This window comes from Ectopseudomonas composti (assembly GCF_001567565.1).
In the GTDB taxonomy this organism is placed as follows: Bacteria; Pseudomonadota; Gammaproteobacteria; order Pseudomonadales; family Pseudomonadaceae; genus Aquipseudomonas; species Aquipseudomonas composti_A.
In genome coordinates, this window is sequence record NZ_LSSW01000032.1 from 111696 (window position 1) to 137765 (window position 26070).

Consider the following 26070-nt stretch of genomic DNA (forward strand, 5'->3'; position numbering starts at 1 on the left):
AGACTGAGCGCCCCCTCACGCGGAGCTGTTCATGAGCCATCCTTTTTCCACCCTCACTCCGGATCTGGTGCTCGATGCCGTGGAGAGCCTCGGCTATCTTAGCGATGCCCGCGTATTGGCCCTCAACAGCTACGAGAACCGCGTCTATCAGGTGGGTATCGAGGGCGAAACGCCGCTGATCGCCAAGTTCTACCGACCGGACCGCTGGAGCGATGCGGCAATCCGCGAGGAACACAGCTTCAGCGCCGAACTGGCCGAGCATGAAGTCCCGGTGGTGGCGCCGCTGGTACGCGATGGCGAGACGCTGTTCGAGCACGGTGACTTCCGCTTTGCCCTGTTCCCGCGCCGGGGCGGCCGTGCGCCGGAGCCGGGCAACCTCGACCAACTGTACCGCCTTGGCCAGTTGCTCGGGCGCATGCACGCCATCGGCGCCAGCCGCCCCTTCCTGCACCGCGAGACCCTGGCGGTGGCCAACTTCGGGCATGCCGCCCTGGCCTCCCTGCTCGACGGCGGTTTCGTGCCGCGCAGCCTGCTGCCAGCCTACGAGTCGGTAGCACGCGATCTGCTCAAACGCCTCGACGAGTTGTTCGCACGCGTGCGCTACCAGCCGATTCGCCTGCATGGTGATTGTCACCCCGGCAACCTGCTGCACCGCGACGACGCCTTCCACATGGTCGATCTCGATGACTGCAGGATGGGGCCGGCGGTGCAGGACCTGTGGATGATGCTGGCTGGCGAACGCCATGAACGCCTCGGCCAGCTGGCCGAGCTGGTCGATGGCTATCAGGAGTTCCATGACTTCGCCGCCCGCGAGCTGCCGTTGATCGAAGGCCTGCGCGCCCTGCGCCTGATGCACCACAGCGCCTGGATTGCACGGCGCTGGGACGATCCGGCGTTCCCCCTGGCCTTCCCCTGGTTTGCCGGCGAGCGCTACTGGGGTGACCAGATTCTCGCCCTGCGCGAGCAACTTGCTGCGCTGGACGAAGAGCCGCTGCGCCTGTTCTGAGGATTCGTGCGGGTGACACGCGACACCGCAGCTCCCGGATTGCATCAGGGCTACGCGACTGCGCGCAGTGCCGCCCAGCCGCTCCTGCAGGTGTTCACCTGCCCGGTAGGAGCGGCTTCAGCCGCGATGCTTTCCGCTCCAGGCCCCGGATTAGATCCAGGCTACTCACCGACTGCAGAAACCCCGCCGACCGATACAGTTACGCATACCTCGTAAAGTTTTCCTTACAACTTCGCCAGCGCTTCGGTATACAAAAAAACTGAACGAACAGACAAGCCTGGGACCAGAGCGCTAGAATTTCGCGACAACCGTTAGCAAGCTGTTGAAAAACCACCTGCGTTGTCATTGCTGCGTTAAAAACAGGCTCATGCGCAAGTCCGATCAGAATGCTCACTTACAACGCCTAAAGTCGGACGCGCCCCCCGGTCGTTTCTCGCCTGTTTTTGCAGGGCCGCCATCGGTGTTGCGCCGGCTGCCTCGCCTACGTTTTTCAACGGTTCGCCACCTGCCTAACCAAGGATTCTCGATGGCTACCGCCAACCCGCAACGCGGGTACGTTCTGGGCCTTACCGCCTACATCATCTGGGGCCTGTTCCCGCTCTACTTCAAAGCCCTGCAGAGCGTGCCGGCGATGGAAATCATCGTGCATCGCGTGCTCTGGTCGGCCCTGTTCGGCGGCCTGCTTTTGCTCGTCTGGAAGCACCCCGGCTGGTGGCGCGAACTGCGCGAAAACCCCAAACGCCTGGCGGTCCTGGCCGGCTGCGGCCTGCTGATCGCGACCAACTGGCTGGTATACGTCTGGGCGGTAAACAACGACCGCATGCTCGAAGCCAGCCTGGGCTACTACATCAACCCGTTGATCAACGTACTGCTCGGGCTGCTGATCCTCGGTGAGCGCCTGCGTCGCTTGCAGTGGCTGGCCGTTGGCCTGGCTGCGCTGGGTGTGCTGCAGCAACTGTGGCAGGCCGGTAGCCTGCCCTGGGTGTCGCTGGTGCTGGCGCTGAGCTTCGGCTTCTACGGCCTGATCCGCAAACAGGCGCCCGTGGCTGCGCTGCCCGGGCTGGTGGTGGAGACCTGGCTGCTGGTGCCGGTGGCATTGGTCTGGCTGGCCCTGCACCCGACGGCGATGAGCAGCCAGGCGAGCTTCTGGACCAGCAGCGAAGCACTGTGGTTGGCGGCAGCCGGGCCGATCACCCTGGTTCCGCTGGTGTGCTTCAACGCCGCGGCGCGGCATCTGCCCTACACCACGCTGGGTTTTCTGCAGTACCTGGCACCGACCCTGGTGCTGCTGCAGGCCGTCCTGTTGTTCGATGAACATTTCTCGCCCAGCACCCTGCTGGCCTTCGCCTGCATCTGGGCCGGGCTTTTTGTATACAGCCTGGATATCTGGCTGAATCTGCGCAAGCGCTCGACGCTGTAAACGGCTGGTGCGCCATGCGCACCGGCGTAAAGAAGGCGCTGAGCAGAAAATGCTCAACCATGCCCAGGCCGCGTCAGCCCTGAGGCAGCACCCGTCACCCCCGGCTTATCCACAGATCCATCCCCGGCATTTGTGCACAAGCCCTTGATCCCGCTGATTTTTTGCTCAGATATGGAAAAGCCCCGGGGCGCTAGGCAGTGCGCCGGGGCTCCCCAGCTTACTCACAGGCTGATCCACGCCTGCCGTGGATATCAGTCCTCGGCGCGCAGATTCAGCTCCACCATCAGATCATCGGCCAGGGTTTCCAGACGCGCCTGCAGCTGCTCCAGGGCCAAGGTCTCCGGCACGGCCAGCAGCGCTTCGGCGGTGAACAGCAACTCGCCGCTCATCGGCGCTGGTGACACCTCGGTGAGCAGGCTCTCCAGGTTGACGCCCTGCTCTGCCAGCACACGGGTGATGTCACGAACGATGCCCGGCCGATCATTACCCACCAGCTCCAGGCGAATCGCGGTGAAGCGCCCACCCGGCTCACTGCCACTGGCCGCCAGCTGCACACGAATGCCCTGCGCGCTGAGGGCTTCGAGTTCCTTGATCAGGCCGCCATGGGCCTCGGCCGGCACATCCACTCGCACGATCCCGGCGAACTGCCCGGCCATGCGCGCCATGCGACTCTCCAGCCAGTTGCCGCCATGATTCGCGACACAGCCGGCCAGACGCTCGACCAGGCCGGCTTGGTCCTCGGCAATCACCGTCAGTACCAGATGATCCATGTACTACCTCACTCGTTCACAGGGTTCGAAAAGGTCAGCCGCGTAGCGACAACCAATAGGTGAAGAACTGTTCGTCACGCACGTAACCAAGTCGCTCATAAAGGCTCTGGCCGGCCAGGTTGGTTTTCGCCGTTTCCAGCTGCAGACCGCAGGCGCCGGCCGCCTCGGCAAACGCGCGAGCGGCATTCATTAGCGCCTCGCCAATGCCTGAGCGGCGCGCGTTTTCGTCGACATACAGATCACTGAGCAGCCAAGCCGGTTCCAGCGCCAACGACGACTGAAACGGATAGAGCTGCACGAACCCCTGGGCGGCGCCCTGCTCGTCTCGGGCGATGAACAGCTGCGAATCCCCGCGCTGCAGGCGTTGCTCGAGGAAGGCGGCAATGTCCGCCTCGTCCCTCGGCACCTGATAGAAACGCAGATAGCCGGCGAACAGACGAGTGAGATCAGCGAGGTCGGCAGCAACAACAGCGGATACCGGCATGACAGGCTCCAGGATGGCTGAAAGGCAGTATAGGCGAGGCGGCGTAGGCCATATCGCGGCGTTTGTCAGCAGCCAAATCAATTAATCGTGTACGTTTTTACGTATTTTATGGAACAATAGCGAACTTTTTTGAACACACAGCGTGCTTTATGTGACCGCAAATAGTCTTTTGGTCGCAGACTGACGCAACCCCGCTGCATTTCCCCAGGATCTTGATGTAGTATGCCGCGCTTTGGACTACAAGACGGAAAACCCGTCCCAAAGCGGCTATTGAGTAGAGCTCAGAGAGAGTGAGGCAAGTGATGACTGAACGCGTTCAAGTCGGCGGCCTGCAGGTCGCCAAAGCCCTGTACGACTTCGTGAACAACGAAGCCATTCCCGGTACCGGCCTCGCTGCCGACAAGTTCTGGGCCGGTGCCGCTGCGGTCATCAAGGACCTGGCACCGAAGAACCGTGCCCTGCTGGCCAAGCGCGACGAGCTGCAGGCGCAGATCGATGCCTGGCACCAGGCGCGCAAGGGTCAGGCTCATGACGCGGCTGCCTACAAAGCCTTCCTGCAAGAGATCGGTTATCTGCTGCCGGAGCCGCAGGACTTCCAGGCCACCACCGCCAACGTGGACGAAGAGATCGCCCGCCTGGCCGGCCCGCAGCTGGTGGTGCCGGTGATGAACGCGCGCTTCGCTCTGAACGCTTCCAACGCCCGCTGGGGCTCGCTGTACGACGCGCTGTACGGCACCGACGTGATCAGCGAAGAGGGTGGCGCCGAGAAGGGCAAGGGCTACAACAAGGTACGTGGCGACAAGGTCATCGCCTTCGCCCGCGCCTTCCTCGACGAAGCCGCGCCGCTGGCTGCCGGCTCGCACGTCGACTCTACCGGCTATGCCATCGTCGACGGCCGCCTGGTCATCGCCCTCAAGGGTGGCAGCAACAGCGGCCTGCTTGACGACGCGCAACTGGTCGGCTTCCAGGGCGAGGCCAATGCGCCGATCGCCGTGCTGCTCAAGCACAACGGCCTGCACTTCGAGATTCAGATCGACGCCTCCAGTCCCATCGGCAGCACCGACGCCGCTGGCGTGAAGGACGTGCTGATGGAAGCCGCGCTGACCACCATCATGGACTGCGAAGACTCCGTCGCCGCCGTCGATGCCGACGACAAGGTCGTGGTCTACAAGAACTGGCTGGGCCTGATGAAAGGCGACCTGGCCGAGCAAGTGTCCAAGGGCGGCCAGACCTTCACCCGCACCATGAACCCGGATCGCGTCTACACCCGCCCGGACGGCTCCGAGCTGACCCTGCACGGCCGTAGCCTGCTGTTCATCCGTAACGTCGGCCACCTGATGACCAACCCGGCCATCCTCGACGCCGAAGGCAACGAGATTTCCGAGGGTATCCAGGACGCGTTGTTCACCAGCCTGATCGCGGTGCACAACCTTAACGGCAACACCAGCCGCAAGAACACCCGCACTGGCAGCGTCTACATCGTCAAGCCGAAGATGCACGGCCCGGAAGAAGTCGCCTTCACCAGCGAAATCTTCGCCCGCGTCGAGGATGTGCTGGGCCTGGCCCGCAACACCCTGAAAGTCGGCATCATGGACGAAGAGCGCCGCACCACCGTCAACCTCAAGGCGTGCATCAAGGCCGCCAGCGAGCGCGTGGTGTTCATCAACACCGGCTTCCTCGACCGCACCGGTGACGAGATCCACACCTCCATGGAAGCCGGCGCAGTGGTGCGCAAGGCCGCCATGAAGAGCGAAGCCTGGATCGGCGCCTACGAGAACAACAACGTCGACGTCGGCCTGGCTACCGGCCTGCAGGGCCGCGCGCAGATCGGCAAGGGCATGTGGGCCATGCCCGACCTGATGGCCGCCATGCTCGAGCAGAAGATCGCCCACCCGCTGTCCGGCGCCAACACCGCCTGGGTACCGTCGCCGACCGCCGCCACCCTGCACGCCCTGCACTACCACAAGGTCGACGTGTTCGCCCGTCAGGCCGAACTGGCCAAGCGCACCCCGGCTTCGGTGGACGACATCCTGACCATTCCGCTGGCCAAGGACACCAACTGGAGCGAAGAGGAAATCCGCAACGAGCTGGACAACAACTCGCAAGGCATCCTCGGCTACGTGGTGCGCTGGATCGACCAGGGCGTCGGCTGCTCCAAGGTGCCGGACATCAACGATGTCGGCCTGATGGAAGACCGCGCCACCCTGCGCATCTCCAGCCAGCTGCTGGCCAACTGGCTGCGCCACGGCATCGTCAGCGAAGCGCAGGTGGTCGAAAGCCTCAAGCGCATGGCGCCGGTGGTGGATCGTCAGAACGCCGGCGATGCACTGTACCGCCCGATGGCCCCGGACTTCGACAGCAACGTCGCCTTCCAGGCCGCGCTGGAACTGGTGGTCGAAGGCAGCAAGCAGCCCAACGGCTACACCGAGCCGGTGCTGCACCGCCGCCGCCGCGAGTTCAAAGCCAAGAACGGCCTGTAACTCGCCAATGAAAAAACCGCCTCATCGAGGCGGTTTTTTATGCCCGGCGCCTGCCCTCAGTGGCTGCCCGCGGCCTGCCGCGCATGCGCGCCCGTGGTGTTGTTGATCAGGCTGTCGGTGGCGGTCTGCTCGAATGCCGAGAGCTTGTGCTCCAGCCCGCTGCGCAGTTGCGCGTCATCGATCACCTCGCCGCCGGCATCGCGCCCCAGCCAGTAACGGTACAGATGCGCGTCGCGATCACGCGGCTTGACCAGGATGTGCTCGCCACTGACCAGGGCCACGGTCGGATCGCTGCCCGACGGTTTGATCACCGCCACACCGGCATCGTCTTGCGGCAGGCTGAGCAGGTCACGGCCCCAGCATTGCTGCTGGGTCGGCTCGCCCAGACGACCCATGATGGTCGGCACCACGTCGATCTGACTGCCGACGATATCGCGGCTGTTGCCGAAGGTTTCCTGCACGCCGGGACCGATCATCAACAGCGGAATGCTGAAACGCGACAGGTCCATCTCGGTGATCTGCTCGTCGTTGCCGAAGCCATGGTCACCCAGAATCACGAACAGGGTGTCCTTGAAGTAGGGCTCCTGGCGCGCCTTGGCGAAGAACTGGCCGAGCGCCCAGTCGGCGTAGCGCATGGCGGTCAGGTGCTCGTCCAGCGAGCCGTGGCCGGTGACGCGCTCCACCGGCAGGTTCTCCGGCAGCGCATAGGGCGTGTGGTTGGACAGGGTCTGCAGTAGCGCATAGAAGGGCTTGCCCTGCTTGTCCAGGCTGGCCAGTTCGGTGGCCGCGCGGTCGAACATGTCCTGATCGGACACGCCCCAGGTCGGGTCGATGAACACCGGGTCGACGAAGTCCTCACGGCCGACGAAGTTGCGCATGCCCTGGTTGGCGAAGAAGCCCGACTGGTTGTCCCAGGCGAAACTGCCGTTGTAGACGTAGACGTCATCGTAGCCACGGGCGCTGAGTTGCTGCGGCAGCCCGGAGAACTGGTGGCCGCCCTCGGGCATGCGCATCAGGTACTCGAACCCTGGCAGGTTGGGGAAGCAGGCCATGGTGGCGAACATGCCCTGGTGGGTATGGGTGCCGTTGGAGAAGACGTGCTGGAACAGCAGGCCCTGCTTGGCCAGGGCGTCGAAGTTGGGGGTGATGCCGTCGGCATTGCCCATCGCGCCGATGTAGCGGCCGGCCATGCTCTCCATGAGGATCACCACCACGTTGCGCACCTGCGGCAGGCGCCCGGCGGCCGGTGGCGTGGTGATACGGCGGATCGCCGCCTGGTCGGCGTCGATCAGGCGGTCGTTCGGTGTCAGCAGCAGCGTGCGCGTCGCCTGCAGCGCCTCGGCATCCGGCAGCGTTGCCTTCCAGCGGTTGTCGCCCTGGTCGGAGAAGAAGTAGCTGGCGGCGCTTACCAGAGTCAGGGTGCCATTGAGACCGAGGTGGTTGGCGAACATCGACTCGGTGGTATAGGCATCGCCCCAGCGCAGCGGCGGGCCGGAGCGCAAGGTGCCACGCGCCGCCACCACGCTGACCAGCAGCACCACCACGAACACCGCGGTACGTGCCGGCCAGTGCGGTGCCTGCGCATTGCCCTTGGCCCGCGTGGCGCGCTCGATGCGGCGGAACAGCCAGGCCAGCAGCGCCGTGGCCAATGCCCAGGCCAGAAGCAGGCGCAGCACCGGAAAACCATTCCAGATCATGCTCGACACCGTGCCCAGGTCTTCCTGCATGTACTGGAACACCAGGCTGTTCAGGCGCTGGTGGAATTCACGATAGAAGTTCAGCTCGGCCACGGCGAAGAACAGGCAGAGACTGGTGGCAACCGTCAGCCAGGCCACATGCAGGCGCCGCGCGCGCATCGCCGTGACGCTGAGCAGTGACAGCGTCAGAGGAATGCACAGGTAGACGATCAGACGCAGGTCGAAGCGCGCGCCGTTGAAGAAGGCCTCGACGAAGGTACTGGTCGGCGTGTTGGCGATCAGCGCGTGGTTGTAGGCCAGCAGCCCCAGGCGGGCCAGGGCGAACAGCAGCAGCATGCACAGTGCGCTGCCGAGGATGAAAGCCAGGTGACTAGCAACACTGACCTGCGCCGCCTTGCGGGCGGCTGGTACGGATGACTGCATGGATATGCCTTGCTCTTTACGAAATAGGAGGGCCGGAGCAGTCTGCCTGGGTACAGGTCAAAATTTCGTCAAATGTCCGTTCCATGCACCCTACTTAGGTGCAATGGGCAACGCGGCCAGCCACAGACACACTGACAATATCCCGAAACTGCGAGGCGCAAGCCCATGAGCAAGGCCGACGCGATGGCCGACGCGGGCAAGACTGCGGTGCTTCAGAACATCCACGGCACCATGGAGTTCCTGCAGAAGTTCCCGCCTTTCAACCAGATGGACACCGCTCACCTGGCGTTTCTGGTCGAGCACTGTCAGCTGCGTTTCTATGCCGAGGGCGACTCGATCATCAAGCCCAGCGATGGCCCGGTCGAGCATTTCTACATCGTCAAACAGGGCCGCGTGCACGGCGAACGCCCGCACAGCGCGAGGCGCGGCACCGAGACCACCTTCGAGATCACCGCCGGCGAGTGTTTCCCCTTGGCCGCGCTGATCGGCGAGCGCGCCACGCGCACCGAACACCTGGCCGCCGAAGACACCTTCTGCCTGCTGCTGAGCAAGCTCGCCTTCGTCAAGCTGTTCGCCGTCTCCAACCCACTGCGTGACTTCGCCCTGCGCGGGGTCAGCAGCCTGCTCGATCAAGTCAACCAGCAGGTGCAGCTACGCGCGGTGGAAACCCTCGGCGCGCAATACTCGCTGGATACCCGCCTGGGCGAACTGGCCATGCGCCAACCTGTTGGCTGTGCACCGGACACGCCGGTGCGTGACGCCGTGCGGCTGATGCACGAACAGCATGTCGGCAGCATCGCGGTACTCGATGCGGCCGACAAACCGCTGGGTATCTTCACCTTGCGCGACCTGCGCCGGGTGGTGGCCGATGGTATCGACCTGACCCAGCCGATCGACAACCTGATGACGCGCAACCCCTTCCATCTGCCACCGGATGCCAGCGCCTTCGACGCCGCCATCGCCATGACCGAGCGGCATATCGCCCACGTCTGCCTGGTGCAGAACGAGAAGCTCTGCGGGGTGATTTCCGAGCGCGACCTGTTCAGCCTGCAGCGCGTCGACCTGGTGCACCTGGCGCGTACCATTCGCCACGCCGGCAAGGTCGAGACCCTGGCCGGGCTGCGCAGCGACATCCGTCTGCTGGTCGATCGCATGCTCGCCCACGGTGCCAGCTCGACGCAGATCACCCATATCGTCACCCTGCTCAACGACCACACAGTATCCCGGGTGATCGAGCTGACGCTCGAGCAACTGGGCGATCCGGGCATCCCCTTCACCTGGCTGTGCTTCGGCAGCGAAGGCCGCCGCGAACAGACCCTGCACACCGACCAGGACAACGGCATTCTCTTCGAGGCCGCGAACGCTAGCGAAGCCGCCGCCATCCGCGAGCGCCTGCTGCCAATTGCCCGCGAGATCAACCAGCGCCTGGCGCAGTGCGGCTTCACCCTGTGCAAGGGCAACATCATGGCCGGCAACCCCGAGCTGTGCCTGTCGCGTCAGGAATGGTCGCGGCGCTTCGCCGGTTTCGTGCTCGAAGCGACCCCAGAGAACCTGCTGGGCTCGTCGATCTACTTCGACCTGCGCACCATCTGGGGCCCTCACGAAGGCTGCGAGCAACTGCGCGAAGAGCTGCTTGGCCGGGTTGCCAGCAACAGCCTGTTCCAGAAGATGCTGGCCGAGAACGCCTTGCGTCAGCGACCACCGGTCGGGCGTTTCCGCGATTTCGTGGTGGCGCGCTCCGGCGCCGACAAGGACACCCTCGACCTCAAGGTGCAAGGCCTGACGCCTTTCGTCGATGGCGCGCGCCTGCTGGCACTGGCCAATGGCGTCCGCGCCGTCGGCACCCTCGAACGCCTGCGCGCACTGATCGGCAAAGGCGTGATCGATGCGCTGGATGGCGCCGCCTACGAAGAGGCCTACCATTTCATTCAGCAGACGCGCATGCAGCAACATCAGTTGCAGGCACGCGATGAGCTGCCCTACTCCAATCGGGTCGATCCCGACCACCTCAACCACCTGGACCGGCGTATCCTGCGCGAGTCGTTCCGCCAGGCGCAGCGCCTGCAGAGCAGCCTGGCCATGAGGTATCAGCTATGAGCAAGTTCACCTGGTTCAGCGGCCGCGGCCCGGCCCTGACCCAGCAGCAGTTGCAGCGCCGCCAGGCGCTGAGCGCCCCGGCAGCGTTCGACGAGCGCCCGCTGCATCAACAGCGCTTCGTCGTCCTCGACCTGGAAACCACCGGCCTGAACATGCGCCGCGATCAGGTGCTGGCCATCGGCGCGGTGGTGATCGACAACGGCGCCATCGACTTCGCCGAACAGTTCGAATGCACCCTGTGCCGTGCCGATCACCAGGCCAGCGCCAGCACCCTGATTCACGGCATCGCCCCCAGCGCAGTGGCGCGTGGCGTCGACCCGGCCGAGGCCTTGCTGGATTTCATGGAGTTCGTCGGCAGCAGCCCGCTGCTGGCCTTCCATGCCGGCTTCGACCAGCGCATGCTGGCCCGCGCCCTAAAGCAGAGCCTGGGTTATCGCCTGCAGCATCACTTCTTCGACGTCGCCGAAATCGCCCCCCTGCTCTGCCCACAGGCACGTGTGCGGCGGGGCGGGCTGGATGAGTGGATCGCCGAGTTCGGCCTGCAGGTGCACCAGCGCCATCATGCCAGCGCCGATGCCCTGGTCACCGCCGAACTGACGCTGATGCTGATGAGCAAGGCGCGCCGCCAGGGCATCGACAGCCTCGGCGAGCTGGAGCGTCAGCTGGCCAGCCGGCGCCGCCGCCAGCACGCCATGTGAGCAGGCGTCCCTGATGGATGGGTGAAGCATCATCCGCCCTACCGAAGCCTACAGATCACGCATCAGCAAACCGTACTCCGGCGACACATCCGCCGGCAGCGGCAGGTACAGGACGTGGCCGTCACCCGGCGCCACCTGTTGCGCCTGGCCCCGGGCGTTCTGCAGTTGCCCCAGGGTGAAGCGCAGGTTGCCTTGCGGGGTCATCAGCTCCAGGCCGTCGCCAACGGCGAAGCGATTCTTCACCCGCACCTCGACCTGCTCGCCACGGCGCTCGCCGGTCAGCTCGCCGACGAACTGCTGGCGCTCCGCAAGCGAGCTGCCGCGCTCGTAGTTCTGGTATTCGTCATGCACATGGCGGCGCAGAAAACCCTCGGTGTAGCCACGGTGAGCCAGTGATTCGAGGCTGCCCAACAGACTCGCATCGAAGGGTTTGCCGGCCAGCGCGTCATCGATGGCGCGGCGATAGACCTGCGCGGTGCGCGCCACGTAGAAATGACTCTTGGTGCGCCCCTCGATCTTCAGCGAGTGCACGCCCATGCGCACCAGGCGCTCGACATGCTGCACCGCACGCAGGTCCTTGGAGTTCATGATGTAGGTACCGTGCTCGTCCTCAAAGGCCGCCATTTCCTCACCCGGACGCCCTGCCTCTTCGAGGACGAATGCCTGAGTCGTCGGCGCGACCTGACCGAGAGTCGGATCGACCAGGCGCACGATCTGGCCCAGTTCGTTCTCGGCAGCCGGTGTCGCCTGGTACTGCCAGCGACAAGCATTGGTACAGGTGCCCTGGTTCGGGTCGCGGCGATTGATGTAGCCCGACAGCAGACAGCGCCCGGAATAGGCCATGCACAGCGCGCCGTGGACGAACACCTCCAGCTCCATGCCCGGCACCTGGGCACGAACTTCCTCGATCTCCTCCAACGACAGCTCGCGCGACAGGATCACCCGCGTCAGCCCCTGGCGCCGCCAGAACTCGACACTGGCCCAGTTCACCGCATTGGCCTGCACCGACAGGTGAATCGGCATGTCAGGGAAATGTTCGCGCACCAGCATGATCAGCCCCGGGTCGGACATGATCAGCGCGTCCGGGGCCATCTCGATCACCGGCGCCAGGTCCTTGAGAAAGGTCTTCAGCTTGGCGTTGTGCGGGGCGATGTTGACCACCACGTAGAACTGCTTGCCCTGCGCGTGGGCCTCGCCGATACCGAGGGCCAGGTTGGCATGGTCGAACTCGTTGTTGCGCACGCGCAGGCTGTAACGCGGCTGCCCGGCATACACCGCATCGGCGCCGTAGGCGAAGGCGTAGCGCATGTTCTTCAGGGTGCCGGCCGGCGACAGCAGTTCGGGAAAACGGGGCATGACCGCACGCTCGAAAAATCAGGGGCTGGCGATTCTATGCAGGTGGCGGGGGTGGGTATTGATCTGCGTCTATGAGGCGCCAAAAACGCCCTGGACGGGCAATGGTGCGCCAGGCGCACCATTGTTCCAGCACTCAGCGTGAGGGCTGCCGGTCAGCGACAGACCTGACGGTACAGCGCGTCATCCTTGTCGATGCGTTTGAGCTGAGCCACCTGCGGCTGCTGCTTGTCGTCCAGCGGCAGCAACTCGGCGGTGGTGCAGTTGAGCAGATGCGCCTGATGCGAAACGTGGTCGACGTGCTGCTTCTCGAAACGATAGAGCATGAATTCAGCCACTTGTGCATCCGCCACCTGCTTACGCACGACGCTCTTGCTGTCGAGCACGGTGAAGGCGGTGACCATCGGCACGAAGTAGCTCCACGGGCGCCAGAACACATGACCCGCTTCGGTCGCGACCACGACCGACTCCTGGGGCTGACGCGCCAGCTGATGCTCGAACCAGGAGTACTCGTAGAACACCTGATAACCCAGCATCCCCAGGCCACCGAACAGTGGCACGATCCACCTCGGCAGCTTGTTACGCATCAGTTTGCGCAGCAGCAGAGCGATACCGGCAGCGCCGAGCCCCGATACCACGATGGCAAGCAAAGTCCACAACATAAGGCGGTTCCCGAAAAAAGACGGGCCTCCAGTGGAGGCCCGTCTGTCAGACCCTGGACCATCGGCTGATGGTGTCAGGCCAGGATTATGCTCAGTGGCTCAGAGCGGCACCAGCACCTTTGGGGGTACGCACGCTTTCCACCAGGTCCTGGATTTCCTGCGGCGGTTCGGCGGTGACCATCGACACGGCGTAGGCCACGGCGAAGTTGATCAGCGCACCGACGGAACCGAAGGAAGCCGGGGAAATACCCATGAACCACTGGTCCGGGGTGTTGGCCAGCATGTTGGTGCCCGGAATGAAGAACCAACCCAGGTAGGTGAAGATGTACACCAGCGTGATGGCCAGACCGGCGATCATGCCGCAGATCGCACCCTTGTCGTTCATCCGCTTGGAGAAGATCCCCATCATCAACACCGGGAACAGCGACGCTGCCGCGATACCGAAGGCCAACGCCACCACCTGCGCGGCGAACCCTGGTGGATTCAAGCCCAGATAGGTCGCCAGTAAAATCGCGCAGGCCATCGATATTCGCGCCGCCCTCATCTCGTTCTTCTCGCTGATCTTCGGATTGATCAAGGTCTTGATCAGGTCATGACTGATGGCCGAAGAGATCGCCAGCAACAATCCCGCCGCCGTCGACAGCGCTGCCGCGATGGCACCGGCCGCGATCAGACCCACGACCCAGCCAGGCAGGTTGGCGATTTCCGGGTTGGCGAGAACCAGGATGTCGTTGTTGACGGTCAGCTCGTTACCGTTCCAGCCACGCTCCTGAGCGGTCGCGGTGAAGGCCGGTGCGGCATCGTTGTACATCTGGATGCGGCCGTCGCCGTTCTTGTCTTCCCACTTGATCAGACCGGTGGTTTCCCAGGTCTTGACCCACTCCGGACGCTCTTCATAGGACAGCGCCGGTGCCGAAGTACCTTCCGGGTAGATGGTGGTCATCAGGTTCAGGCGCGCCATCGAGGCCACGGCTGGAGCGGTGAGGTACAGCAGGGCGATGAAGATCAGCGTCCAGCCAGCGGACCAGCGGGCATCGGCCACGCGCGGTACGGTGAAGAAGCGAATGATCACGTGCGGCAGACCGGCAGTACCGATCATCAGCGACATGGTGAACAGCACCATGTTCAGCTTGTTGTCGACATCCGCGGTGTAGGCCGCGAAGCCCAGATCACGCACCACGGCATCGAGTTTCTGCAGCAGCGGCAAGCCGGACTCGACATGGTCACCGAACAGGCCCAGCGGCGGAATCGGGTTACCGGTCAGCTGCAGGGAGATGAAGATGGCCGGGATGGTGTAGGCGATGATCAGTACCACGTACTGAGCGACCTGGGTGTAGGTGATGCCCTTCATGCCGCCGAATACGGCGTAGGCGAAGACCACGGCCGCGGCGATCCAGATACCGGTGGAGTTGCTCACTTCGAGGAAGCGCGAGAAGGCAACACCGGCACCGGCCATCTGACCGATCACGTAGGTCACCGAGATGATCACCAGGCAGATCACCGCAGTCAGGCGTGCGCCACGACTGTAGAAGCGATCACCGATGAAATCCGGCACGGTGAACTTGCCGAACTTGCGCAGGTACGGCGCCAGCAACATCGCCAGCAGCACATAACCGCCGGTCCAGCCCATCAGGAAGGTGGAGTTGGCATAACCGCCGGCGGCGATCAGGCCCGCCATGGAAATGAAGGAGGCTGCGGACATCCAGTCAGCGGCCGTCGCCATGCCGTTGGTGACCGGATGCACACCACCGCCGGCGACGTAGAACTCCTTGGTGGAGCCGGCACGCGCCCAGATGGCGATGCCGATGTAGAGCGCGAAGGACGCCCCCACGAACAACATGTTGATTGCGAATTGGCTCATGACCACTACTCCTCGACGCCAAATTCTTTATCGAGTTTGTTCAGTCTCCACGCGTAGTGAAAAATGAGCCCGATGAAGAAGAGGATTGAGCCTTGCTGCGCGAACCAGAATCCGAGGTCGGAACCGCCGACGGCGATTCCAGCGACCATCGGACGCAGGATCATGGCGAACCCGTAGGAAACCAGCGCCCAGACGATCAGGCTCCAGGTGATGAGCCGCACGTTGGCCTTCCAATAGGCCGCGGCATTTGCTTTTTCAGAAGTCATAGACGCCTCCGGTTATTGTTATTCTGATGCACCTTCAAGCTAGCAGCAGGCCAGCACTCGCCGACAGATAGACATTGGTAGTAGCCGCATCGCGACGTGCCGGGCAGTGAGTGCAAAGGCTGAAAACCGTAGAAGAAAAATGGCGACGTTCAGGGCGAGCTCCGCAACAAGAATGCATTTGATAATGATTATCTAAAACACTAGAATCCCGGGCCCTCACCTACCATCCGCCCCAAGGATTCACGCCATGCGACGCCTGGTCGTACCGCTTCTCACCCTTCCTGCTCTCGCCAGTCACAGCGCCTTCGCCAGCAGCACCCACGAAACGCCGCTGGCCCTCGAAGAAATGCAGATCACCGCCCCGAGCGAGCGGGCCGACGGCCCGGTGGATGGCTACCGGGCAAGCCGCTCCGCCAGTGCCACCCGCACCGACACGCCGATTCACGAGATCCCGCAGTCGATCAGTGTGGTGCCGGAGCAGGTGGTGCAGGACATCGGCGCGGTACGCCTGGAAGATGCACTCGACTACGCCGGCGGCGTGGAACGCGGCAACAACTTCGGCGGCCAGGGCCTGACCGAGTTTCTGATTCGCGGTTTCAACAGCCAGGAGTTCTACCGCAACGGTTTCGCAGTGAACCGCGGCTACCCCAACATGCCCGACGCCAGCACCATCGAGCGCCTCGAAGTGCTACGCGGCCCGGCGGCGATGCTCTATGGCCGCAGCGACCCCGGCGGCACCTTCAATATCGTCAGCAAGCAGCCGCAGGCCGAACGCCGCACCGTGCTGGGCAGCCAGGTCAACAGTGAAGGCCTGCGTCGCGGCACGCTGGACACCACCGGCGCGCTGGATGAGCAGGCCGATTTCACCTACCGCCTGAATCTGGTGGCCGAAGGTGGCGACAGCTTCCGCGACGACGTCGAGAGCGAGCGCTACAACGTCGCCCCGGTGCTGCGCTGGCAGCTCAATGAAGACACGGCCATCACCCTCGAGGGCGACTACCTGCACAACCGCCACCCGCTCGACCGCGGCGTGACCCGCTATGCCAACCAGCAGCACAAGCTGCCGCGTGATCGCTTCCTCGGCGAGGAGTCGGCCGGCAAGCTGACCAACGAGAACGCCACCACCCAACTGCGCATCGAGCACCTGCTCAATGACAGCTGGACCCTGCGTGGCGGCGTGCAGTATCTCGATGGCGAGATCTACGGCGGCGCCGTGGAAAACAACAGCAACAGCTACCGCGGCGGCCTGGCCGCTGGCAGCAGCGTCGTCGGGCGCAACTACAACGAACGCTGGCTGAACTGGAACGACGTCAACGCCCAGATCAATGCCGAAGGCAACTTCGACCTCGGCGGCTTCGCCCACACCCTGCTGGTGGGCGTGGAATACGACAAGTTCAACTACAACTCGCTGATCATCCGCTCGGCAGGCGGCGGCGCTTACCCTATCGACCTGTACAACCCGGTGCATGGCCAGCCACTGCCGGCGCTGACCCGCACCACCACGCACGACGCCGAGACGCTGAAGTCCTACGCCTTCTACCTGCAGGATCAGATCGCCCTGACCGAACGCCTCAAGGCCCAGCTCGGCGCGCGCATCGAGCGTTTCGAGCAGAGCTACGTGGACAAGCTCAACGCCGGCGGCAACTGGGAGCAGGCGCACAACGCCGTCACCCCGCGCTTCGGCCTGATCTATGACCTGACCGACGAGCTGGCGGTGTTCGCCAACACCTCGCGCTCGTTCAAGCCCAACCGTGGCGCCGACCGTTTCGGCAGCGCCTTCGACCCGGAAAAAGGCGTCGCCCATGAACTCGGTATCAAGTACGACATGGCCGACCGCGACCTGAGCCTGACCGCGGCGCTGTTCCATATCGTCAAGGAGAACGTGCTGACCAGCGACCCGCTGGACACCACCCGCAGCGTCGCCGCTGGCGAAGTGCGCAGCCGTGGCTTCGATATCAATGTGGCCGGCAACATCACCCCACAGTGGCGGGTGATCGGCGGCTATGCCTATGTCGACGCCGAAGTGACCGAAAGCACCAGCGCCACCATGCCGGTGGGCTCGCGCCTGGCCAACGTACCGCGCCACAGCTTCAACCTGCTCGACACCTACGAGTTCGACAGCGGCGCACTGGCCGGTCTGGGCCTGGGCATCGGCCTGAAGTACGTCAGCCAGCGCCAGGGGCAGACCAGCAACGACACCTTCGACATGGACGGCTATGGCCTGGTCGACCTGCTGGCCTACTACCCACTGACCGAGAACGTGCGCCTCAATCTCAACCTGAACAACGTGTTCGACAAGCACTACGAAGAACGCGCCTGGAACGTCTGGTCCTACCCGGGCGAGCCGCGCACGCTGCAGGCGGGGATTTCGGTCAGCCTGTAAGCACGAGCACCAGGTGAACGCGGTTCACCTGGCTTGCTACCTCGTAGCCCGGATGCAATCCGGGGATGGCCTGTTGCGCCGTTCCCGGATTGCATCCGGGCTACGTGCTTTCAGAGCGGGTCAGAGGCCAGCTCGATCGGCAGCAGGTAGCGCTCTTCGTCATACTCGATGGGCAGTTGGTAGCGATGGGTGCTTTCCTCGACGGCCTGGCATTGGTCATCGACCAGGGCCATGCGCCGTTCGACGCGGGTGTCCTTGAGCTGCAGGTCGCGATAGCCCTGATTACCGATCCGCTCGGTGATGACGACCAAGCCCTTGGTCTCACTGAATTCTCCGGCGCAATGGGTATCCAACTCGCCCCAGTAGGTATAGACCGGCAACTCGCTCAACAGCGGGCGCAGATGTTGCGAGTTCAGTTCATACAAATGCAGTCGGGTTTCGTAGAAGGGATTGGCGCTTGAGTTGTTACGACGCGATAAGCGCACCCCAAACGCCAGATCATCCCCACGCAGCCGATAAGCTGCAGTGTCGAAGCTCATCTCGTCGATGAAGATCGCATCCCAGTCCAGCCGATTGGGCTCCACTCGCTGCGCCACGAGATGTTGCCGGGCGTTGTCGAACACCAGCACCTGCAGATCCGCCTCGCCATGAGTGTCGTGCTGCGCACGCACCAGGGGCACAGCGATCAGGGTCAGTTCAGGCCGCGCCGGCCATACCTTGCAGATGGTTCGTTCGGCATCCACCCGATAGTGCCCACGCTGGTCTTCGAGCGCCTCGCCGGCCGCGTGGCCCGGATGGGCCATTTCGATCCAGCCAGGCAGTTGCTGGCGGCAATCATCGGCCAGCGCCACGCCGGCCGTCAGCAGGCTGGCCAATGCCAGCGCGCACAGTCCTTTCATCCTTGAGCTCCTCCACGTCATCCCGGCGCGAGTCTACGCGGCCGCCTGCCCACTGCCCATGACGCGCATCGCGAAACAGCCAGGCAATGCGCAGCGCCAACTGATGCCCGGCACGCGCCTCTTCGCGCAAACCGATATGCCCGCTCATGGCCGATACCACAGGCGCATGAAGCCCAGCGCCAGCAACAGGCCGACCTGGCCCAGCGCCGCGCACAGCGACAGGAACGAGCGCAGCGTGCCGTTATTCGCCGCATCCTGGATACCGGTCAGGGCATTCCAGAACCCTTCCGGCAACAGCATCAGGCTCAGGCTGGCAAGCGGCTTGCCGGTCAGCAGCAGGCCATCGATCAGGTTGAACCAGCCGCAGAACATCAGGCCGATGAGGATCATCACCGCCACCACCAGACCGAGGCCCAGGCAGGCGGAAAATTGCATGAGAAGACGCATGGGGATCACCTCCGATAGAAGGCGCGGCCTGCACTGACCGCGCCAGTCAATTCAGGCTTGCGGACCGCTACGGCCGACGCCGTACCAGTCCAGTTTGCGGGTCAGCACCATCACGCTGCCGAGTACGCCGAACACCAGCAGCGAACCCATCAGCAGGGCGTAGTCCTCGGCGTTGAGCAGGCCGTAGAGCATGGCGTACAGAGCGGCCAGCAGCGCGCCAAAGCCCAAGCCGCGTCGCCAACTGTGCAGCACGTAGCTGACGTAGAAGCCGATCAGGCCGACGCAGGCCCCCGCCGACAGGCCATAGGCCAGGGTGAACGGCAGGTGCTCGGACAGCGACAGCAGCAGCAGGTAGAACAGCGCCAGCGACAGGCCGACCAGGGTGTACTGCACCGGGTGCACGGCCAGGCGCTTGAGCACCTCGAAGAGGAAGAAGGTGGCGAAGGTCAGGGCGATGAACAGCAGCGCATATTTGATCGCCCGGTCGGTCTTCAGGTACTGATCGACCGGGTCGACGAAACTGACTCCGAAGTTGCGGCCGAACAGCTCCTGGCAACGATCACCGCCCACGCAGTCGCGCAGTGCCTCCTCCAGATTGGTGGCGAAGAAGCTGGTCTGCCACTCGGCGCTGAACCCTGCGGCGCTGATCTCACGGCTGCTTGGCAGGTACTCACCGACGAAGCTCGGGTGCGGCCAGTCGGAGTTCAGCTTGACCCGGCTATCACGCCCGACCGGTACCACCGAGAGCTGCTCGGTGCCCTGCAGCTTGAGGTCGAAGGCGAATTCCAGCGTTTGTCCACCCTGGGCATCCAGGGCCGGGATCGGCGCATGCACGCCAGCGCCGAAATTATCGTCACCACTGCCTGGCGCGAAGCTCAGGGTCTGGCCATTCAGGCGCAGTTGCAGGTCGTTGCTGATGCCACGGATATCGCTGATGCCGACCGAGAGAAAGGGTTTTTCGAAACGGTAGAAGCCCAGGTCGTCGCCCAGCCCGAGGCGCGCCGGCAGGCGGAATTGGCCACTGACCTGGCTGTCGCTGCGGTACAGGCGCGCCTGATAGATGCCACGGGCACGCAGCTCGGTGCCGACCTGCCCCTCGAGCACGAAGCGCTCCGGCAGGAAGTACAGACGACCTCGGCGCTGGCGCTCCTCGGTATAGCGCTCGCCGGTCTTCTCGTTGGTCTTCCACTCGTGAGTGGTCTTGATATACGGCAGCACCAGGATCGGCCCGGTGATCTGCTGGCGGTAGCTGGAACTGCGGGCGATATCCTGCAGCACCTCGTAGCGCAGGCCTTGGCGCTCGTCGACCAGGCCATCGATCATCAGCAGGGGAATCATCAGGAGCAGGATCAGCAGAGCGATGGCGCCCAGCTTGAAGCCCAGTGTGCGAGTCATGGTACGGCTCTCCGTAGCGAGTGAAAGTACGGCAGAGTCTGGGCAAGGGCGGTGTGAGGCGTGTGGGGCAAGCGTGGAGATTGTGTGGAGAATGGGTGAAAGAGAAAGGGCGCCGATTGAGGGCGCCCTTTCTAACTGCAATGCGGCATAAGACTGCTCCCGCGTGACGGATGCCCGGATCAGCTGATACGGCTGGCACCCACGCGGTCGGCGCCGTCTGCGGCTACGCGATTCGCACCCACGCGGTCAGCGCCATCGGCGGCTACACGGTTCGCACCCACGCGGTCAGCACCATCGGCGGCTACACGGTTCGCACCAACGCGATCAGCACCATCGGCGGCTACATGATTCGCACCAACGCGGTCAGCGCCATCGGCGGCTACACGGTTCGCACCAACGCGGTCAGCGCCATCGGCGGCTACACGGTTCGCACCAACACGGTCGGCACCATCAGCAGCTACACGGTTCGCGCCGACACGATCGGCACCGTCTGCAGCTACACGGTTCACACCAACGCGATCAGCACCATCTTCAACGATACGGAAGCGCTCCTGAGTACGCTCGGCACCGCCTTCAGCGACGCGGTTGGTGCCGACACGATCAGCGCCATCTTCGGCGACTACAGGGGCAACGGACTGTTCGGTGGAAACCTGCGGCAGGGCGAAAGCGCTGGCGGAAAGAGTGGCGATGACGAGGCTGGCGAGGATTTGCTTTTTCATGGTCGTTCTCCGTAAGAGGGGGTGAGTAACTGGCTACGGAGCTCATGTTACGCACGCCCCAGAACGGCAAAAGGCACATCTCGGGATAGTGACAATCGATGCCATCGATACCTGAAAAAGTGCTTATCGATCAGCCAGATAGTCATCAGCAACGACCATACTGAAGCTCTCTTGCCTTTTGTCTGCCCGACAGCGCAACGGGTGAACGGCACTGGCATCTGTATAAAAAACCAGTGAAACTTCGCCCCATGCTCGCCCTCGACGCTCCCGAACTCTATTACCTGGCCAACTTCCGCAAGGCCCTTGCCTGGCTCGACGCCCATCACCGCGACCTGATGGATGATGCCGAGCGCGCCTTCGTCGCCGATTTCCCCCAGTTGCCATTGCCTGCTCAGGCGCTGCTGGTGCGCCTGGTGATGCGCAAGGGCGTGCACTTTCGCGCCAGCAAGCTGCGCTATGCCGAGATTGGCGACATACCGACTGCAGCCGCCCCGCTGCTACAACTGGGCTGGCTGATCGACTGCGCCGCGCTAAGCTTCGACGAACTCGGCGCCCTGCTGCTCAAGGACGAACTGGCCGCGCATTTCGCCAGCGATCTGCCGCGCAGCAACCTGAAGAAAAGCGAAGCGCTCGACCATCTGCGCGAGCTGCACAGCGAACCCCGTAGCCTCGGCGACTGGTGCCCGCAACTGCACGAGCGCCTGCTGAGCCTGGCCATCGGGCCACTGTGCGACCGCCTGCGCCTGATGTTCTTCGGCAACCTGGCGCAGGACTGGTCGGAGTTCGTGCTCGCCGACCTGGGCATCTTCCGCTACGAGCAGGTGCCGCTCACCCCCGGTTCACGCGGCTTTCGCCAGCGCCAGGACGTCGACGACTACCTGCACCTGCGCCTCTGTCGCGAAGCCTTCGAGGCCGGTATGGCGGTGCCTGAAGTGCTGCAGCAACTCGGCGATTTCTCCAGCGACAGCGCGCATATCAACGAACGCCACCAGCGCCTGCTGCTGCAACTGGCGCAGCATCTGGAACGGGCCGGCGAGCTGGACTCGGCGCTGGCGTTATATCGCGACACCCGCGCGGTCGGCTCGCGGCAACGGCAGATCCGCGTGCTGGAGCGCCTGGGCCAGGATGCCGAAGCGCTGACCCTGGCCGAACAGGTGATCGCAGCGCCGCACAATGCCGAAGAAGCGCAACTGGCCGAGCGCGCACGCACGCGCCTGCGCAAACGCCTCGGCCTGCCGCCCGCGGCCAAGGCGGCAAAACTGATCGAGAGTCGCCTCGACCTGCGCCTGCCGCGCGCCGCCAGCGTCGAGCTGGCCGTGGCCATGCACCTGGCCGAACCGGATGCGCCGGTGCATTACGTGGAGAACACGCTGATCTGCGGGCTGTTCGGCCTGCTCTGCTGGGAAGCGATCTTCGCCCCACTGCCCGGCGCCTTCTTCCACCCCTTTCATACCGGCCCGGTGGACCTGCACCGCGCCGACTTCCACGCCCGCCGCAGCGAGCTGTTCGCCGCCTGCCTGGCGCGTCTGGACGACGGCAGCTATATCGAAGCCATACGCCGCACCCACACCGAGAAGTTCGGCATCCAGTCACCTTTCGTGTTCTGGGAGCTGCTCGACGCCGAGCGCCTGGAACAGGCGCTGACCTGCTTGCCGCCAGCCCATCTGGCCGCCTGGTTCCGCCGCCTGCTGGCCGACATCCGCGAAAACCGCGCCGGCATGCCCGACCTGATCCAGTTCTGGCCCGCCGAGGGCCGCTACCGGATGATCGAGGTGAAAGGCCCCGGCGACCGCCTGCAGGACAACCAGAAACGCTGGCTGGCGTTCTGCGCCGAGCACGGCATGCCGGTCAGCGTCTGCTACGTGGAGTGGAGCGATTGAGCCTGCGCATCGCCGTGCGCGAGCTGTGCGAGTTCACCGCCAAGGAAGGTGACCTCGACCTGCGCTTCACCCCCTCGCCCACCGCACAGGAGGGCATGGCCGGTCACGCCACGGTGGTCGCCCGGCGCGGCCCGGATTACGTTTCCGAGCTGCCGCTGATCGGCGAGTTCGAGGGGCTGACCGTCAGTGGCCGCGCCGACGGTTTCGACCCCGAGTTTCGCCTGCTGGAGGAGATCAAGACCCATCGCGGCGACATCTCGCGCATCCCCGCCAACCATCGCCTGCTGCACTGGGCGCAGGTCAAGATCTACGGCTGGCTGCTGTGCCAGGAGCTGAGCTTCGAGGAGCTGGATCTGGCGGTGGTCTACTTCAACGTCATCACCCAGCAGGAGACGGTGTTCCGTGAGCGCCACAGCGCCGCGTCACTGGGCGAGTTCTTCGCCCTGCACTGCCGCCGCTATATCGACTGGGCGCGGCAGGAGCAGGCCCACCAGCAAGCGCGCAACCAGGCGCTGGAGAGCTTGAGCTTCCCCTACGGCGAATTCCGCCATGGCCAGCGGCAACTGGCCGAAGCCGTGTACCGCGCCGCGCGCGATGGCCACTACCTGCTGGCGCAGGCCACCACCGGCATCGGCAAGACCCTCGGCACCCTGTTCCCGCAGCTCAAGGCCATGCCCGGCCAGCAACTCGACCGCCTGTTCTTCTTGAGCGCCAAGACACCCGGGCGGCGCCTGGCACTGGATGCCCTGCAACGCCTGCGCGAACCGGATACGCCGCTGCGCGTGCTGGAACACGTCGCCCGCGACAAGGCTTGCGAGCACCCGAGCAAGGCCTGCCATGGCGACTCCTGCCCGCTGGCCAAGGGCTTCTACGACCGCCTGCCAGCGGCGCGCAGCGCGGCGCTCAAGGAGCGCTGGCTGGATCAGCAGGCCGTGCGCAATATCGCCATCGCTCATGGCGTATGCCCCTATTACCTGAGTCAGGAGCTGTGCCGCTGGAGCGACGTGGTGGTGTGCGACTACAACTACTACTTCGACCTCGGCGCCCTGCTGCACAGCCTCACCCTGATCAACCAGTGGCGCGTCTGCCTGCTGGTGGACGAAGCACACAACCTGGTGGAACGCGGGCGCGGCATGTACAGCGCCGAACTGGATCAGGCGCGCTTCAAGGCCATGTGTCGCGACGCGCCGAAGCGCCTGAAAAGCGTGCTGGAACGCATCGACCGCCACTGGGACCAACTGCACCGCGAGCAAGCGGTGCCCTATCAGGTCTACCCGCTGGCGCCGGACTTGCTACTCGCCGCGCTGGGCAAGGCGGTCAGCGCCATCACCGACCTGCTGACCGACCAGCCCGAAGGCAACGCAGGCGAACTACTGAGTTTCTATCTAGACGCCATGCTGTTCTGCCGATTGGCCGAAAGCTTCGGCCCGCACTCGCTGTTCGACATCAATCGCATCGAGGCCGGCAACGGCCGTAGTTATTCAACCTTGTGCATCCGCAATATCCTGCCGGCGCCCTTTCTCGGCCCGCGCTTCGAGGATGCCCACAGCGCCACGCTGTTCTCCGCCACCCTCAGCCCCAGCCACTACTACCTCGACCTGCTCGGCCTGCCGATCGAGACTCAGTGCCTGGACGTCGCCTCGCCGTTCAGCGCCGAACAACTGCACGTGCAGGTGGTACGCAACCTGTCCACCCGCTACCAGCACCGCGACGCCTCACTGGCGCCGATCTGCCAATTGATGGCGCGCCAATATGCCGAACGCCCCGGCAACTACCTGGCTTTCTTCAGCAGCTATCAATATCTGGAACAAGTGCTACAGGAGCTGCGCCGCGACCACCCGCAGATTCCGATATGGACGCAATCACGGCAGATGGACGAAGCCGCGCGTCAGGGCTTTATCGAACGCTTCCAGATCGGCGGCCGCGGCATCGGTTTCGCCGTGCTCGGCGGCGTATTCGGTGAAGGCGTGGATCTGCCCGGCGAACGTCTGATCGGCGCCTTCGTCGCCACCCTTGGCCTGGCCCAGCTCAACCCGATCAACGAAGAAATCCGCCAGCGCATGGACGCCCTGTTCGGCAATGGCTACGACTACACCTACCTCTACCCCGGCTTGCAAAAGGTGGTGCAAGCCGCCGGCCGGGTAATCCGCACGCCGGAAGATCAAGGCGTGCTCTACCTGATCGACGACCGCTTCGCCCGCCCCGAAGTCCGCCGCCTGCTGCCGACCTGGTGGCAGGTGGAGCTGCTGCGCTTGCCGCACAAAGCCCCCACACCCGAAGCGCAACCCGACCTGTAGGATCGGCTGGGCGGCATTCCGTTTTATCCGCGATCATTGCGGCCTGAAAGCCGTAGCCTGGATTGAGCGTAACGACACCCGCGAGGAAGATCGGGAGCACCTGCAAGACACGCCTGAACACGACTTGCCAGAGGTTATCCGACATGGTGTATAACCTGCCAAACACCCCCACCGCCTCGCTGCAGCCTGCGAGATAGAGAAGGATTTCGAGAATGACCAGGAAGGTTATCCACCAAACCCCAGCAGCAGGTTATGCACCATTTGGTGTCTATTTATAGTTATAGGACTACCGTGCGTATTGCTTTAATAATTCTCATGGCCATCACAGCTAGCGGATGCATATCTGCAGATTATAAATATGGCGACTATTGGGTACTTGATGAAAAAGGCCAAAAATTTGATAAAGCTGTTACTGAGCAGTGCGCAAGCAATAAAATAAAAACCAACGGCGCAACAGCGACTTCAAGCCAAATAATCGCACCATATTTTATTCCGCTATTTTATCTTTCACAAAAATCTGACAAAAAAATAGTTGTAACCCTAGAAAATAAAAACTGTCCGTCGCTCTCAATCAAGAGCGACGACAAGAACGTTTTAGCTTACACAGCCGACTCTCTAAACAGCGAACACTGCCATATATACATCACACAGCCAAAGCACGCCAATAGAATCACAATTAACACATTAAACCCAAAATACGACTGCGAAAAATTCACAATAAATTTAGTTAAGAAAAGCTTCTTCTGTGTTCGACAAACAGAGTTTGGAGGCTCTCCAGGCTGTGAAAAATCCCTATAACAAGTGGTTCAAATCGTTCGCTTCGCTCGCTGGGA

The 26070-nt window shown here is 63.5% G+C and carries 21 protein-coding genes; 10 read left to right on the plus strand and 11 right to left on the minus strand.

Translation table 11 applies throughout. The features are described from left to right. Positions 1-31 precede the first annotated feature (31 nt). The gene (locus tag PCLY_RS23180; RefSeq protein ID WP_061242743.1) at positions 32-1006 is read left to right on the plus strand and encodes a serine/threonine protein kinase; all 975 of its coding nucleotides are present in this window, start codon (positions 32-34) and stop codon (positions 1004-1006) included. A 526-nt stretch (positions 1007-1532) separates the two neighbouring features. Then, a complete protein-coding gene (gene rarD, locus PCLY_RS23185; RefSeq protein WP_061242745.1) occupies positions 1533-2426 on the plus strand; it encodes an EamA family transporter RarD in 894 nt (297 codons plus the stop codon). 251 nt (positions 2427-2677) lie between these two features. On the opposite strand, the gene PCLY_RS23190 is transcribed toward rarD, so the two are convergent. Next, the gene (locus tag PCLY_RS23190) at positions 2678-3196 is read right to left on the minus strand and encodes a glycine cleavage system transcriptional repressor (protein WP_061242747.1); all 519 of its coding nucleotides are present in this window, start codon (positions 3194-3196) and stop codon (positions 2678-2680) included. Positions 3197-3230: 34 nt separating this feature from the next. Continuing rightward, positions 3231-3680, minus strand: a complete 450-nt coding sequence (locus PCLY_RS23195; RefSeq protein WP_061242749.1) for a GNAT family N-acetyltransferase — start codon at positions 3678-3680, stop codon at positions 3231-3233. A 302-nt stretch (positions 3681-3982) separates the two neighbouring features. On the opposite strand from PCLY_RS23195, the gene PCLY_RS23200 reads away from it, so the two are divergent. Continuing rightward, a complete protein-coding gene (locus PCLY_RS23200) occupies positions 3983-6160 on the plus strand; it encodes a malate synthase G (RefSeq protein WP_061242751.1) in 2178 nt (725 codons plus the stop codon). Positions 6161-6216: 56 nt separating this feature from the next. Here the strand turns inward: PCLY_RS23200 and PCLY_RS23205 are convergent, their stop codons facing one another. Next, positions 6217-8280, minus strand: coding sequence for an LTA synthase family protein (locus PCLY_RS23205; protein ID WP_061242754.1), 2064 nt, complete (start codon positions 8278-8280; stop codon positions 6217-6219). A 165-nt stretch (positions 8281-8445) separates the two neighbouring features. Between PCLY_RS23205 and PCLY_RS23210 the strand changes: the two genes are divergently transcribed. After that, positions 8446-10377 carry a putative nucleotidyltransferase substrate binding domain-containing protein gene (locus tag PCLY_RS23210; RefSeq protein ID WP_061242756.1) on the plus strand — a complete coding sequence of 644 codons (1932 nt, stop codon included), beginning with the start codon at positions 8446-8448 and terminating at the stop codon, positions 10375-10377. Next, the gene (locus PCLY_RS23215; protein WP_061242758.1) at positions 10374-11075 is read left to right on the plus strand and encodes a 3'-5' exonuclease; all 702 of its coding nucleotides are present in this window, start codon (positions 10374-10376) and stop codon (positions 11073-11075) included. Before PCLY_RS23210 ends, PCLY_RS23215 begins: the two co-directional genes overlap by 4 nt. A gap of 48 nt (positions 11076-11123) precedes the next feature. Here the strand turns inward: PCLY_RS23215 and trhP are convergent, their stop codons facing one another. The 4 genes from trhP to PCLY_RS23235 all read right to left on the minus strand — a co-directional run bounded on the left by trhP (position 11124) and on the right by PCLY_RS23235 (position 15217). After that, complete coding sequence (gene trhP, locus PCLY_RS23220) at positions 11124-12431, minus strand: prephenate-dependent tRNA uridine(34) hydroxylase TrhP (protein ID WP_061242760.1); 1308 nt, start codon at positions 12429-12431, stop codon at positions 11124-11126. A 152-nt stretch (positions 12432-12583) separates the two neighbouring features. After that, positions 12584-13090, minus strand: coding sequence for a hypothetical protein (locus PCLY_RS23225; RefSeq protein WP_061242762.1), 507 nt, complete (start codon positions 13088-13090; stop codon positions 12584-12586). Positions 13091-13181: 91 nt separating this feature from the next. Continuing rightward, positions 13182-14951 (minus strand): sodium:solute symporter family protein, encoded by a 1770-nt coding sequence (locus PCLY_RS23230; RefSeq protein ID WP_061242765.1) that lies wholly within the window; start codon positions 14949-14951, stop codon positions 13182-13184. Between the two features lie 5 nt (positions 14952-14956). Further along, the gene (locus PCLY_RS23235) at positions 14957-15217 is read right to left on the minus strand and encodes a DUF4212 domain-containing protein (protein ID WP_061242767.1); all 261 of its coding nucleotides are present in this window, start codon (positions 15215-15217) and stop codon (positions 14957-14959) included. A 247-nt stretch (positions 15218-15464) separates the two neighbouring features. Between PCLY_RS23235 and PCLY_RS23240 the strand changes: the two genes are divergently transcribed. Then, positions 15465-17600 carry a TonB-dependent siderophore receptor gene (locus PCLY_RS23240; RefSeq protein WP_061242768.1) on the plus strand — a complete coding sequence of 712 codons (2136 nt, stop codon included), beginning with the start codon at positions 15465-15467 and terminating at the stop codon, positions 17598-17600. A gap of 110 nt (positions 17601-17710) precedes the next feature. On the opposite strand, the gene PCLY_RS23245 is transcribed toward PCLY_RS23240, so the two are convergent. From PCLY_RS23245 to creD, 4 genes are read right to left on the minus strand one after another with little or no spacing between them, the layout of a single operon-like run. After that, the gene (locus PCLY_RS23245) at positions 17711-18499 is read right to left on the minus strand and encodes a PA3715 family protein (RefSeq protein WP_061242770.1); all 789 of its coding nucleotides are present in this window, start codon (positions 18497-18499) and stop codon (positions 17711-17713) included. Beyond that, a complete protein-coding gene (locus PCLY_RS25085; protein WP_197432232.1) occupies positions 18435-18647 on the minus strand; it encodes a hypothetical protein in 213 nt (70 codons plus the stop codon). Before PCLY_RS25085 ends, PCLY_RS23245 begins: the two co-directional genes overlap by 65 nt. Then, on the minus strand, positions 18644-18946 hold the full coding sequence (locus PCLY_RS23250; protein ID WP_061242772.1) for a hypothetical protein: 303 nt from the start codon (positions 18944-18946) through the stop codon (positions 18644-18646). Before PCLY_RS23250 ends, PCLY_RS25085 begins: the two co-directional genes overlap by 4 nt. 51 nt (positions 18947-18997) lie before the next feature. Continuing rightward, entirely contained in the window at positions 18998-20341 is a 1344-nt protein-coding gene (gene creD / locus PCLY_RS23255; protein ID WP_061242774.1) for a cell envelope integrity protein CreD, read from the minus strand. A 170-nt stretch (positions 20342-20511) separates the two neighbouring features. Between creD and PCLY_RS24935 the strand changes: the two genes are divergently transcribed. From PCLY_RS24935 to PCLY_RS24940, 4 genes are all read left to right on the plus strand, one after another. Continuing rightward, complete coding sequence (locus PCLY_RS24935) at positions 20512-21075, plus strand: hypothetical protein (RefSeq protein WP_061242776.1); 564 nt, start codon at positions 20512-20514, stop codon at positions 21073-21075. A gap of 233 nt (positions 21076-21308) precedes the next feature. Next, entirely contained in the window at positions 21309-22940 is a 1632-nt protein-coding gene (locus tag PCLY_RS23265; RefSeq protein ID WP_061242778.1) for a VRR-NUC domain-containing protein, read from the plus strand. Next, complete coding sequence (locus PCLY_RS23270; protein WP_061242780.1) at positions 22937-25237, plus strand: ATP-dependent DNA helicase; 2301 nt, start codon at positions 22937-22939, stop codon at positions 25235-25237. The genes PCLY_RS23265 and PCLY_RS23270 overlap by 4 nt, the downstream gene beginning before the upstream one ends. A 291-nt stretch (positions 25238-25528) precedes the next feature. Next, positions 25529-26035: a hypothetical protein gene (locus PCLY_RS24940; RefSeq protein ID WP_156458651.1), complete on the plus strand. Its 507-nt coding sequence runs from the start codon at positions 25529-25531 to the stop codon at positions 26033-26035. Positions 26036-26070 lie beyond the last annotated feature (35 nt).